This window comes from Sphingorhabdus wooponensis (assembly GCF_003933235.1).
GTDB lineage: Bacteria > Pseudomonadota > Alphaproteobacteria > Sphingomonadales > Sphingomonadaceae > Sphingorhabdus_B > Sphingorhabdus_B wooponensis.
Window position 1 is genome coordinate 1,003,452 of the sequence record NZ_RWJI01000001.1, and the last position, 13,389, is coordinate 1,016,840.

The 13,389-nt window shown below is 53.0% G+C and carries 11 protein-coding genes; 9 read left to right on the plus strand and 2 right to left on the minus strand.

Features of this window, described 5'->3' with window-relative positions:
* Nucleotides 1-10 precede the first annotated feature (10 nt).
* The 7 genes from D7D48_RS04995 to lexA all read left to right on the plus strand — a co-directional run bounded on the left by D7D48_RS04995 (nucleotide 11) and on the right by lexA (nucleotide 5,903).
* Nucleotides 11-1,075, plus strand: a complete 1,065-nt coding sequence (locus tag D7D48_RS04995; RefSeq protein WP_125230242.1) for an alpha/beta fold hydrolase — start codon at nucleotides 11-13, stop codon at nucleotides 1,073-1,075.
* Nucleotides 1,076-1,116: 41 nt separating this feature from the next.
* Nucleotides 1,117-1,716, plus strand: coding sequence for an anthranilate synthase component II (locus tag D7D48_RS05000; protein ID WP_125230243.1), 600 nt, complete (start codon nucleotides 1,117-1,119; stop codon nucleotides 1,714-1,716).
* A complete protein-coding gene (gene trpD / locus D7D48_RS05005) occupies nucleotides 1,713-2,708 on the plus strand; it encodes an anthranilate phosphoribosyltransferase (protein ID WP_125230244.1) in 996 nt (331 codons plus the stop codon). Before D7D48_RS05000 ends, trpD begins: the two co-directional genes overlap by 4 nt.
* Nucleotides 2,708-3,490, plus strand: coding sequence for an indole-3-glycerol phosphate synthase TrpC (gene trpC, locus D7D48_RS05010; RefSeq protein ID WP_125230245.1), 783 nt, complete (start codon nucleotides 2,708-2,710; stop codon nucleotides 3,488-3,490). Before trpD ends, trpC begins: the two co-directional genes overlap by 1 nt.
* Nucleotides 3,483-3,950, plus strand: coding sequence for a cyclic pyranopterin monophosphate synthase MoaC (gene moaC, locus D7D48_RS05015; protein WP_125230246.1), 468 nt, complete (start codon nucleotides 3,483-3,485; stop codon nucleotides 3,948-3,950). The genes trpC and moaC overlap by 8 nt, the downstream gene beginning before the upstream one ends.
* Nucleotides 3,947-5,128, plus strand: coding sequence for a molybdopterin molybdotransferase MoeA (locus D7D48_RS05020; protein WP_125230247.1), 1,182 nt, complete (start codon nucleotides 3,947-3,949; stop codon nucleotides 5,126-5,128). Before moaC ends, D7D48_RS05020 begins: the two co-directional genes overlap by 4 nt.
* A 91-nt stretch (nucleotides 5,129-5,219) precedes the next feature.
* Nucleotides 5,220-5,903, plus strand: a complete 684-nt coding sequence (gene lexA / locus D7D48_RS05025; RefSeq protein ID WP_125230248.1) for a transcriptional repressor LexA — start codon at nucleotides 5,220-5,222, stop codon at nucleotides 5,901-5,903.
* Here lexA and D7D48_RS05030 read toward each other — a convergent pair.
* A complete protein-coding gene (locus tag D7D48_RS05030; RefSeq protein WP_125230249.1) occupies nucleotides 5,897-8,050 on the minus strand; it encodes a ComEC/Rec2 family competence protein in 2,154 nt (717 codons plus the stop codon). The two genes, lexA and D7D48_RS05030, sit on opposite strands and share 7 nt — an antisense overlap.
* Before the next feature lie 251 nt (nucleotides 8,051-8,301).
* On the opposite strand from D7D48_RS05030, the gene D7D48_RS05035 reads away from it, so the two are divergent.
* Nucleotides 8,302-9,588, plus strand: a complete 1,287-nt coding sequence (locus tag D7D48_RS05035) for a citrate synthase (RefSeq protein ID WP_125230250.1) — start codon at nucleotides 8,302-8,304, stop codon at nucleotides 9,586-9,588.
* A gap of 89 nt (nucleotides 9,589-9,677) precedes the next feature.
* On the opposite strand, the gene D7D48_RS05040 is transcribed toward D7D48_RS05035, so the two are convergent.
* Nucleotides 9,678-10,895: a hypothetical protein gene (locus D7D48_RS05040; RefSeq protein WP_125230251.1), complete on the minus strand. Its 1,218-nt coding sequence runs from the start codon at nucleotides 10,893-10,895 to the stop codon at nucleotides 9,678-9,680.
* Nucleotides 10,896-11,096: 201 nt separating this feature from the next.
* Here D7D48_RS05040 and D7D48_RS05045 point away from each other — a divergent pair, with 201 nt between their 5' ends.
* Nucleotides 11,097-13,388, plus strand: coding sequence for a coiled-coil domain-containing protein (locus D7D48_RS05045; RefSeq protein WP_125230252.1), 2,292 nt, complete (start codon nucleotides 11,097-11,099; stop codon nucleotides 13,386-13,388).
* The last annotated feature ends 1 nt before the right edge of the window (nucleotide 13,389 follow it).

Genomic DNA, 13,389 nt, shown 5'->3' on the forward strand with positions numbered 1-13,389 from the left:
GCTTACCTGCATGCGTAGATTGTTACTTGCTTCACTGGCTGTTTTGGCGGCCCTATCTTCTCCAGCCTTTGGCCAATCGACTGCGCCTGTTGAGGCAGATGCTGTCTTTCGAGATTATGTATTTTCAACGGGTGAACGCTTGCCCGAAGTGAAGATCCACTACACCACTTTAGGCACGCCAAAGCGCGATGCGCGCGGCGAGATTTCGAACGCTGTGATGATATTGCACGGAACCGGCGGAACGGGACATCAATTCTTTCAACCACAATTTGCCGCCGAGTTGTTCGGTCCAGGACAAGTTCTGGATACAACGAAATATTTCATCATATTGCCCGACAATGTCGGCCACGGAAAATCGTCCAAGCCAAGCGATGGCCTGCGCATGGCGTTTCCGAAATATGATTATAGCGACATGATCGCGACGCAGCATGCTTTGGTGACAAAGACACTCGGCATCAAGAAATTGAAACTAATCCTCGGCACATCGATGGGCTGCATGCATGCGTTTATGTGGGGCTCGCGTTATCCCGAAGCTGTTGAGAAGCTCGCACCCTTCGCGTGCTTGCCAGTCGAAATCGCTGGCCAAAATCGTATGTGGCGCAAGCTGTCCATCGATGCGATTAAAGCTGACCCCGCTTGGAATGCAGGAAATTATACCACAGCACCCATGTCGGGACTACGGACGGCCGCGACACTAAGCCTTATCGCGGGTGCAAACCCGCTTGCGCTTCAGGCGCAATATCCAACGCGCCAAGCCGCCGAAGCCTATACCAACGAGGCCTTTGCTCGAGTGGTCACACGCAATGACGCAAATGACATTATTTATCAGTTGGATTCATCTCGGAACTATAATCCATGGCCAATGCTTGAGGCGATTAAGGCCCCTACCCTTTGGATTAATTCAGCGGATGATTTCATCAATCCGGCCAATTATGGCATCACAGAAATGGCCATGAAGCGCCTGCCCAACACGAAATTCATCCTCATTCCAGCCTCGCCCGAAACAAAAGGGCATGGTACGCACACTTGGGCGAAATTCTGGAAGGACGATCTCGCCGCTCTATTAGCGCAATAGTGCCTCTTCCACCCACAGGGCAAAGCCGCTAGGGACGCCGCATGATTTTAGTCATCGACAATTATGACAGCTTTACCTGGAACCTTGTCCATTATCTGATGGAGCTTGGCGCGCAGGTCGACGTTGTGCGCAATGACGACATTTCGGCAGGGCAAGCCTTGTCAACCGGCGCGCAGGCATTCCTGATTTCGCCAGGACCAAAAACGCCGAACGAGGCGGGGGTTAGCCTTGAGCTCGTTGCCGCCTGCGCCGAGGCAGGAAAGCCATTGCTTGGCGTTTGCCTTGGCCATCAGACTATTGGGCAGCATTTTGGTGGTACCGTCGCGCGCGGTGGGTTGATGCATGGCAAGACTTCGCCAGTCACGCATGATAATAGTGGTTTATTCACAGGATTACCCTCCCCGTTTCAGGCAACCCGTTACCATTCGTTGATTGTTGAAAATGTTCCTCCAAGCTTGGTGGTAAATGCCACCAGCGATGACGGCCATGTCATGGGCTTTCGCCACACCACATTACCCATTCACAGCGTGCAGTTTCATCCTGAGAGCATCGCTACCGAACATGGACACGCCATGTTAGCCAATTTCATGCGCATTGCGGGCATGGCTGTCTCCGATCGGACATTGAGGGAACCTGCGTGACTCCCTTTTGCAGGCTACCCGACCCGAGAAATCTGTTCGCTCATGATGAGGCCGCACAAGCATTCGCCGATATATTAGATGCGCGCGCGTCAGAGGACGAAATTGAAGCATTTCTGATTGCGCTGTCCGCGCGTGGCGAGACGATGGTAGAAATTGCGGCTGCGGCGCAGGCGATGCGTGACCGATTGATCCCCATAGACGCTCCAGCAGGTGCGATAGACGTCTGCGGCACCGGTGGGGATGGACATCATACGCTGAATGTCTCCACCGCCGTATCTTTGGTTGTGGCCGCTTGCGATGTGCCTGTCGCCAAGCATGGGAACCGGGCGGCATCTTCCAAAGCTGGCGCTGCAGACACTTTGGAGGCGTTGGGTCTCAATATGGAACGCGCCGGACAGAATGCAGAAGAAACGCTGAAAGACTTGGGCATCTGTTTCCTGTTCGCCGCCAATCACCATCCTGCGATGAAGCGTATTCAGCCGATCCGCCAACGTATCGGTCAGCGCACAATTTTTAACCTGATGGGCCCCTTGGCCAACCCTGCGCGCGTGAAGCGGCAGCTTATCGGCATTGCACGCCCGGCCTATGTTCCTGTTTATGCAGAGGCGCTGCATCATTTGGGTACAGAACATTCCCGTATCATTTCAGGCGACGAAGGCTTGGATGAATTGAGCTTGGCTGGCGGCAATGCCGTCGCGGTCGTCGAACCCGGTGGCGTTCGCTACCAGCGCACCACAGCGGCGGATGCGGGCTTACCCGTTCACCCTGTAGAAGCCATCCGTGGCGGCGATGCGCAGCATAATGCGCGGGAACTGCGCAAATTGCTTCAGGGCGAACATGGCGCATATCGCGACGCCGTCTTGTTCAACGCAGCAGAGGCTTTGTTAGTCGCAGGCGTTGTCGACACTATGCCCGAGGGCGTGGAAGAGGCAGCGGAGGCCATCGACAAAGGGCTTGCCAACGCACTGCTCAATTGTTGGGTGGCTTATTAATGTCGGACAAGCTTGCAGAAATTTGCGCGACAAAGCGTGTCGAAGTGTCGGAGCGTAAGCCGAAAGGCCTTAGGCATTGGCCGACGCCATCTGCCCCGCGCGGGTTTGAGGCAGCTTTGCGGGCCAAAAGCCAGACCGGAATCGCACTTATTGCCGAGATCAAGAAAGCCAGTCCGTCCAAGGGCTTGATCCGCGCAGATTTTGATCCAGCGGCGCATGCAGCGGCCTATCAATCAGGCGGCGCGGCATGCTTGTCCGTATTAACCGACGCGCCTTATTTTCAGGGGCATGAAGATTATCTTATCACGGCGCGCGGCGCCTGTGACCTGCCCGTCATCCGAAAAGATTTCATGGTCGACCCATGGCAATGCGCAGAAGCGCGCGCGATGGGCGGCGATGCCATATTGATTATCGTCGCAGCTCTCGATGATGTTGTAATGGCGGAAATTGAGGATGCCGCACGGCAGGAAAATCTGGATGTTCTGGTGGAGGTGCATGACGAGACTGAACTGGAACGCGCGCTCAAGCATCTGAAATCCAAGCTGGTTGGCGTGAACAACCGCAATTTGAAAACCTTCGATGTTGATCTGGCCACAACAGAGCGTCTGGCGAAATTGGTGCCAGATGACATTTTGCTTGTCTGCGAAAGCGGCATTTCGACGCATAGTGATTGCCTGCGCATGGCAGAGGCAGGCGTTAACACCTTCCTTGTCGGCGAAAGCCTGATGCGGCAGAATGATATAATGCACGCAACAAAAAGGCTTTTGACAGGACATGGCTGACCTTACCCATCTGGACGCAAATGGCGGCGCGCATATGGTCGATGTGTCGGCCAAAGCGGATACCGCGCGCGAGGCAGTTGCCGAAGGGCGGATCACCATGTCTACCGAAGCACTTGCCGCGATACGCGCGGGCAATATGAAAAAGGGCGATGTGCTGGGCACAGCGCGCATCGCTGGCATATTGGCGGCGAAGAAGACCAGCGACCTCATTCCTTTGTGTCACCCGTTGATGTTGTCCAAAATCAGCGTTGATTTTGAATATGAAGCCAAGGGCATTCGTGTCGAAGCGCGGGTGCGCTTGAACGGGCCAACGGGGGTGGAGATGGAGGCCTTGACCGCCGTCAGCGTCACCTTGCTGACCCTCTATGACATGGCTAAAGCACTCGACAAATCGATGATTATTTCGGACGTCCGCTTGCTCTCCAAAACAGGTGGCAAAACGGGCGACTATCGCGCATGATATCGGTTGCAGAAGCGCAGGCCAGATTGCTGGCACTGGCATCACCTTTGCCTCCAATAGAACGAGATCTCATGCAGGCCGTGCGGCATTATCTGCATGCACCTTTGATGGCCGAACGCATGCAACCTGCGGCCGATCTGTCCGCGATGGATGGCTATGCCATCGCCGTTGAAGACTTTCCCGGTCCATGGCGCGTTATTGGCGAGAGCGGAGCGGGGCATCCCTTTACCGGCGATCTGCAACGTGGCGAGGCCGTCCGTATTTTTACCGGGGCGCATGTACCCGAAAATGCCGATAGCGTCCTTATACAAGAAAATACCACGCGCGATGGCGAAATGTTACGCGCGACCATTGACCGCGCACCTGCGCAAGGGTCCAATATCCGCCGCCTTGGAAGTGATTTTCGCGTAGGTGACGCAGTGCTGCCAAAGGGCGCCTATTTGGACACAGGGGCAATATCTGTGGCCGCGATGGCGGGGCATGGTCGGCTCACTGTGGGCGGCACACCGCGTATTGCTATTGCCGCCACGGGCGACGAGCTGGTTCCTGCCGGTTCGGCCTGTAGCGCGGCCCAAATCCCATGCTCCAACAGCCCAATGTTGCAAGCCATGCTCACGAGCCTGCCCTGTGATGTCCGCGACGCAGGTATCTTACGCGACGATTTGGGCGTGCTGGAGCGCAGCCTGTCGGCACTTTCAAAACAGGTCGATATAATTGTCACGACTGGCGGCGCTTCGGTGGGTGACCATGACTTGGTGCAACGCGCGTTGGTGAACATTGGCGCGCAAATGGACTTCTGGAAAGTTGCGATGCGGCCCGGCAAACCGTTGATGGCTGGCAAAATTGGTAACGCAGTGGTCCTTGGCCTGCCCGGCAATCCTTCTTCTGCTTTCGTCACAGCCTTTTTGTTCCTCCTGCCACTAATACGGCACATGGCGGGGTGCAACGCGCCCCTGCCCGCCTTATTTGAAGCGCCAACCGCAACCGACTTGCCCGCAGGCGGGGATCGCGGCGAATATCTACGCGCGACGGTCGAAGGCGGGCATATCACCCCGTTGTCGGTACAAGACAGCGGGGTGACGCGCACTTTGTCTCAAGCCAATGCGTTACTCGTGCAACAAAGCCATGTTACGCCGCGCCCAAAAGGAACAATGGTTCAATATATGCGGCTGTCGTAAAATCTCGACAGTACACAGGCGATTGTTCTTGACTTAACCGCTTTTGTTCTCTAATCGTTCCATTCATGTTCAACAGGATGGAACCCTGAATATGCTCACCGCGAAACAGCACGAACTGCTTTTATTCATTAACCAGCGATTGGATGAAAGCGGCATTTCCCCTTCGTTTGAGGAAATGAAAGAGGCGCTTGATCTAAAGAGCAAATCCGGGGTGCACCGTTTAATCGGTGCGTTGGAAGAACGCGGTTTTATTCGGCGGTTGGCCAACCGCGCGCGCGCGTTAGAGGTGATGAAAATGCCCGAAGGCGGGAATGTGGGCGGCAATAATGTGGCGCGCTTTGCACCTGTGAAGGAAAGCAAACCGCAAATTCAAATTCCTGTTGCTGCAAATGATGTCATGGAAATTCCACTTCATGGGAAAATTGCGGCTGGCGTGCCGATAGAGGCCCTTGAAGGGCAGAATTCATTATCCGTGCCCATGGCATTATTGGGCGCAGGCGAACATTATGCGCTTGAGGTATCCGGTGACTCAATGATTGAAGCGGGGATATTGGATGGCGATTATGCCCTCATCCGTAAGGCCAATACGGCGCGCGATGGTGAAATCGTGGTCGCATTGGTGCGTGGTGAGGAAGCAACATTGAAATATCTGCGCCGTGAAGGTCAGCAGATCCGTCTTGACCCCGCCAATGGTAGCTATGAACCGCAATATTATGCGCCGCATGAGGTTGAGGTTCAGGGCAAGCTCGCCGGACTGCTCCGCCGATATCATTGAACTAAGGTCTCAGCCGTACTGCGCGCCTCCAGTGCGGCATGCACCCAAGGCATATGTCTGTTGCTCTCATTCACTGTGACAACGCGTTGCGCATCCAGATAAAAGGCCAGACCGCCGCTTTGATCTAACAATCGGCGATCCGCTTTAATCCATTTTGGGCGGCATGATGCTGGCAACCATCGATCACTCACGACGATATCGACGCGCTTACATGCGGCAGCCATCTCCATAGACGGTATCGGATTGCGTGTTCTGGTGGCCAATAATGTCCACGCGCGATCCTGCCCCATTATAGTAACCACACAATTGTCCAACGTGCATTGGACACCGGACCAGTCCTCAATCAGCTCTGCTTGCGTATCACTTCCAGCTTTCTCAAAAATCATCCCGCGGACAAAATCACCCGCTTTAGAGCGCAGTAACGCTACTTCACCGTCAGCGCTGACTAAGGCTAGATGTTTGCCATCTCCCGTCACGAGAATATCGGGGCGGGGTGCCGTGACCATCGCGATGATGCCAATAGCGCAGGGTAAAACGCCAAAATAGCGCACGCGCGTTGTCATTAACCCGAATATCAGCGCGCCAATAATGAACGCCCCAAAGGACCATATCGGCATTGCAGGCATCATCGTAACGGCTCCGGGCAAGCCACTTACCAAATGCGCCAGCGCCAACATCGCGGCAATACCCTGCCCCGCCAGCCACCAAAAGGGTGTCCCCAAGCCAATCACATCGAAGAGTAGCGCCAATGCTTCCAACGGCATGATGATGAATGTTGTCATCGGTATCGCCACCACATTGGCCAAGGCACCATAAAGCCCCGCCTTATGGAAATGAAACAAGGCGATTGGGGTGAGGACAATCTCAATCGCAACGCCGGTCAGGATGAGCGAACCGACCGCCCGCGCCGTCTTGCGAACAAGGCTTTCATCCCGCCGCTCTGTGAAGCGTTTAACAATTGGCATCTCATGCATGATCACAATGGTCGCAACCGCCGCAAAGCTAAGCTGAAAACTTGGCCCAGTCATAGCCTCGGGCCAAAATATCAAGACTATCAACGCTCCGAAGGCCACAAGTCGAATCGTGAGCGCGTTACGTCCCAACGCCAATGCAATCAAGACCAGAAGTGCGGCAATGAAAGATCGTACCGTCGGCACTTCGGCCCCAGTCAACAAGGTATATCCCAGCGCGACTAAAGCTGCTGTTGCCGCAGCGACAACGGGGATAGATATTCGTAATGCCAGCCAAGAGGACAAAGACAATAAGCGGCTGACCGCAATGAATATAAACCCTACCACAGCCGTCACATGCAGCCCGCTAATTGATAGCAAATGCGCCAAGCCGCTATCTCGCATGGCTTGTGCATCGGCCAAATCAATATGCCCTTGATCCCCGGTAACCAGTGCTGCGCCTATTCCACCGCTTCCCTGCGGCATGGATTTGAGGATATGCTGTGTCAGATTAGCACGCTGCGTAGCGAACCAAGCTTCGCTGTCCGCCTTCTGAAAAAGCTGCACATTTCCTAAAGCTGTTCCCGTCGCGCCAATCTGTTGAAACCACGCGCGCCGAGCAAAGTCATATCCGCCCGGCAAAGTTGGCCCAGCAGGCGGCAGAAGCCGCGCACGCAAGCGAATGATCGCGCCTGGTTGGAAGTCGTCCTGATATTGTTCCGGCGTCAAGTTCACACGCACAAAGGGCGGTAAGTCCGCGTTGTCGCCGGTGGCGAGCCGCAGTCGATAGATATTGCGCGCGGAGATATTCTCTACTGCCTCAATCTGCCCGTAAAATGCGCCAGTCCATATTTTTCCTAAAACGGGCTGGGCAACGGTCGTTGAACGAAAGGAAATCAGGAGAAAACCGATAAAAATCGCAACAGCAGCTATCTGGGCCAAAAGCCGCAACCGGCTATATCGCGGCGCCAATGTCCCAAGAAACAACAAAGAGGCGCAGGACATTGCCAATCCCATCCACGCAGAACTTCCAAAAACTTGCCAGAATGCAACGCCGAATCCGATACCAACTGGCAGCCATAAGGGTAATTGGTCACGTTCACGGTCGAGCCAGTTTTCCAGAACCGCAAACAGTGTAATTGGTTGACTGAACCAGACGTTTCCGTCCGTAACAAAATTGCCAATTTTCTGTTTCACAACAGCCGCTTAACATCAAAGAGAGAAAGCGCAATTTATCTATGATACAGAAGCTATTGTTTGCCTTGACGCCCATAGAATTTCCTATCATTGGGCTACCCAACGACATAGCCATTTTCTCCCCAAGAAATATTGGTATTTAAACGACTTTAGATTGTCGTCACGGGCGTCTCCTGAGTCCCGTATCATAAGAAAACATGCCTTTCTAAAGGGCAGACCGGTATATATATTAGTAGATATGGAGTTTGATAATGGCCGATAAAAACGCGACGCTCACCGTTGGCGACACCAGCTATGACTTGCCCATTATGAAGGGTACAGAAGGCCCTGACGTAATCGACATACGCAAACTTTACGGGGCTTCGGACCATTTCACTTTTGACCCTGGGTTCACATCAACGGCGAGCTGCGAATCCGCGCTTACTTTTATTGATGGTGACAAGGGCATCCTTCTGCATCGTGGATACTCCATCGAAGAACTGTCCGAGCAGTCGAGCTTTATGGAAGTGTCTTATCTGCTGCTGAACGGTGAACTGCCAAATAAAGAACAACTCAACACTTTCAGCCATACAATTTCCCGGCACACCATGCTGCACGAGCAATTGGCAACATTTTACCGTGGTTTCCGCCGCGATGCGCACCCGATGGCCATCATGTGCGGTGTGGTCGGCGCTCTTTCCGCATTTTACCATGACTCAACGGACATTAGTGACCCAACACACCGGATGATTTCAAGCCATCGCTTGATCGCGAAGATGCCGACAATTGCAGCCATGGCCTATAAATATTCAGTCGGGCAGCCATTTGTCTATCCAGACAATAATCTGTCTTACACTGGCAATTTCCTGCGTATGACCTTTGGTGTGCCAGCTGAAAAATATGAGGTAAACCCTGTCATCGAGCGCGCAATGGATCGTATTTTTATCCTCCATGCGGACCATGAGCAGAATGCGTCGACATCAACAGTTCGCCTTGCAGGGTCATCTGGTGCCAATCCGTTTGCGTGCATCGCCGCCGGTATCGCTTGCCTGTGGGGCCCTGCCCATGGCGGTGCGAATGAGGCTGCATTGAACATGCTGCGCGAAATCGGAACGCCTGACCGTATCCCACATTATATTGAGCGGGCGAAGGACAAGAATGATCCGTTCCGTTTAATGGGCTTTGGCCACCGTGTTTATAAAAATTATGACCCGCGCGCTTCGGTTATGCAAAAGACCGTACGTGAGGTTCTGACCGAACTGAACATCAGCGATCCTATTTTCGACGTTGCGATGCAGCTGGAAGAAATGGCTTTGAACGATCCTTACTTCATTGAGAAGAAGCTGTTCCCGAACGTCGACTTCTATTCTGGTATCATCCTGTCGGCTATTGGTTTCCCGACCGAAATGTTCACCGTATTGTTTGCGCTATCCCGGACCGTAGGTTGGGTTGCGCAGTGGAACGAAATGATTTCGGATCCAGCACAGAAAATTGGTCGTCCGCGTCAGTTGTATACAGGACCAAATCACCGTCCTTACCCAAGCTTAGACGCACGCTGAATCATATCGGGGGGGGCGGAGCGTAATTATTACGCCTCCGCCTTCGACAGCCAAGGCGGCTTCCATATAGCGTTGATGCTTATGTATGCTTAATGTGGCGTTTTGTCGCCGCGCTTCACACTTGCGATGATCAGAACGCAGAGTTGCAATGTCATAATCCACTGCAAAGCCAACGTTATTCCGATTGTTGCAGTGCCGATAATGGCCAGTAACGCAAAAGCAGCAGGTGAATGCAGCAATTGCCTCGCCTCATTAGGCAATTCCATTTTTTGGGTAAGATAGGCGAGCGAAGCCACTGCAAACGCCGCAAATAAGCCATTGTAATCATAAGATGTCGCCACATATGCGCTGCCAAACATAGCCAATATGATCAGCGCCCAGGTAATAATAGACAGGCTTTGTATATGATCACTACCATCGGCATCATCGGTTACCGCCAAGCGTAATGCGTTCGCCGCGATGGACAGAAAGACTGCTATGCTCGCGGCGGTGGCTAGGTTCTCAACCCCCAACGCTACTGCTACTAATGCTATCGCAGTACTTGCGAATTTGGTTGCAGTTACCGCCTTGGGACTCTGCCAGATAAAAGGCACTATACGCGCAAGGATTGGGCCAAATAATTTTGCCTCAACATAGCCTGCTCGGCTTGCCACGCGCCGGCGAAGTATCTGTCGATTGAGTTCTGAAAAGTCCTGCGCGCCCGTCAAGACGGTCAGTGTGCCGTTGTGAACATGTTGTTGCGACAATGGACGAAACGGAACTTTAGCCAGTAACGCCTGCCGCAATAATGATGATATGATGCTCCAGTCTTCTGGCAGGTCACGCAGCATAGCAAGAGCGTCATATCCCACAACCGAGATGCCTGCCCACCGCGTATTGATATCAATACGTTCAAACGCACGATTTTCGTCACGGCCATCAATGGTTGCAATGAAATTGTCGCTGGATTTGAGAAGCGTCTCTATCAAGCCCAATTGCACATATAACTGCCCCGATTGCACCCATATGCGATCGTCAGAATTCATGTGACGCAGTATGTCAACGCCAGTACGAACAAAATCAACCGTCAGCTTGCGGGCGCGGCAACGATCGGCGAGCGCGATTAACGAACCGTCGATATTTTCGACTTCAATCAAAAAGCTATGAATACCGGCGCGCGCGAGCGTCGATATCTGATATTCAATCAAGGACTGCCCAGCCAAGTCGGGGCGCCCGACACCATTGGGTGCATCCTGCCCGCTACCATCATCACCCGCGACGCAGAGCAAAGCAGTTGTTGGGAAATTCGGATTTCGGACGGAGAGCATGCTTCCGATATGAATGATAACGCAGTTTTGCCAACAGAAAAAAAGCTGAGTGCTAACGGAAATGCGCAAAACCTTATATTTCCGTAATCATATTGCCTTGGCTGACGCGCAAAACCCTTGAGAGCATTGCGATTTCATTTCCCTTTCCGTTATATGTTAAGTTTGCGTTTCGCTCACCGAATAATGTGTTAAATAGAGAATATGACTTCACGCTCCAAAATCGTCGGCTTGAACCGCGAAATCCCTGAAACCGATCAAGAGACGGCCTTGCCGCCAACAATCGGCAGTGCCGAAGGCGCTACCGAGAACGATCAATCAGTGGATTATGATTATGATGATAACGCCGACGAAACGACGCATCGCTTAGGTATTGGGCACTACATTGCCCCCACCTTACTATTGTCGGCCTTTATCGGATGGTCAGCGTTTTTTGGTTTAACCCATTGGTCTGAAGCCCAATTCGCGATGACTAATGATCGGATTGTGACGTTGATCGTCACATGGGCTGTTCCTACGCTTTTAATTGCTGTCCTGTGGTTACTTGTTATGCGCAACAGCAGCCGTGAAGCCATACGCTTTGGTAAAGTGGCAAACATGTTGCGGACCGAAAGCGATGCTTTGGCAATCCGCATGCGGACGGTGAATGAAGAGATAGCCCTCGCACGCCAATTTCTGTCACAAAATGCGCGTGAACTCGAAACAGTGGGGCGTCAGTCTTCGAAAAATCTCGTGGACTCCGCACAATTGCTAACAGCTGCGCTCGCCGATAGCGATGAAAAAGCCAAAATCCTAGAATCGGTGAGCAACGCCGCCAACACAAATTTGGAACAGCTCCGGAAACATTTGCCAGTTGTGACGAGCGCTGCAAAAGATGTGAGCAACCAGATTGGAAGCGCAGGTAATGACGCGCAGGTTCAGATTAAAACCCTGATTGCGGCCCTCGAACGCGTAAGCGATGCCGGTAAGTCGGTAAGCGAATATATTGAGAATGTCGAAACCCGTGCGGACGACTTGTCCGTCCGGCTCGCGCATTCCCTGAACGAGAATGTAAAACTGCTGGATGATACCAGCAGTGAAGCGCTCAACCGAACTGCCGAAATGGCAACTCTTATGGACAGCGCCGCACAAGCAATTTCCAGCGGCATCGCGCAAGCATCCAGCGAAGTCGACGCTGTCATTGCACGCAGTAAAGCGCAAATCCTGGCCAATCTCGCCGATTTACGTCGGGCTTTGGGTAACATTGAAGCCCAATCCGGTCAGGAAGAGGCGCGGATTCAGGCCATGATCGCGAATATTAGCGAACATATTCAAGACAGTGCTGCGCACATTTCAGAAATTGACCGCGCAGCAACAGACCAAACGGCAAAGCTTGCATTTGCCGTATCGGCGCTGGGCGAAAGCACCCGCTCGGTAGGAAGCGCGCTTTTGGATAACCAATTGACCACCGCTAGCTTACTGGAACAATCGGACAAGCTGATCGGGTCACTTAGCACCGCCAATTTGGAAATTGGTCATAAGATTCCTGCCGCGATGGACAGCGTAAACGCGCGCATGACACAAGGCATCGAGCAAGTGAATGCGGCCCTTGCTGCGGCCGAGACGCTCGACAATATCAGCGACGGAACGCTTGAAAAACTCAATGAAATTGAGCACTCGATTTCCGCGCAACGCGACGCTGTTGGTGCGCTGATGGCTGAAAGTGATGCACATTTTGCCGCACGCCATGACCAAGTCGATGCTCTTGGCGCTGCGCTCAAGCAAACGCAGGCCCTGTTGCAGGACATGTCGGATCAGGCGAATGGCAATTTGGTCACTTCTTTGCTCCGCGTGCGTGAAACCACGCGTGCTGCTGCAGAAAGTAGCCGTAAGATCCTCGACGAAGAACTGGCGCATATCGCGGACCAGTTGACGGAACAAAACCGGACGGCTTTAGCCAATGCATTGGATGCACAAGTTGCATCGATGAATGAAGTGGTGAACGAGGCGATTACGCGCAACATCGCATTGTCGGAAACCGCGTCTTCCTTGGTTGCCAAGCAGCTCGGCGAGCTCAATGAGATGACGACAAGCCTTGAAAGCCGGATTGCAGATACGATCAACAGCTTTGAAACAATCCAAGATGATAGCTTTGCTCGCCGTATGGTTATTTTGACCGAGTCTTTGAACTCGACCGCTATCGACGTTACGAAGATATTGTCCAATGACGTCACCGACACCGCCTGGGCAGCTTATTTAAAGGGCGACCGGGGCGTGTTTACGCGACGCGTAGTGCGCTTGCTGGACTCACGTGAGGCAAAGATTATTGCCAAACATTATGCCGATGACAACGAATTCCGCGAACATGTGAACCGTTACGTCCATGATTTCGAAGGAATCATGCGCCTGTTGCTTAGCACGCGTGATGGCAATGCGATTGGCGTCACATTGCTATCGTCCGATATTGGCAAGCTTTACGTAGCGCTGGCACAAGCCATTGAGCGGCTCCGCAAATAAG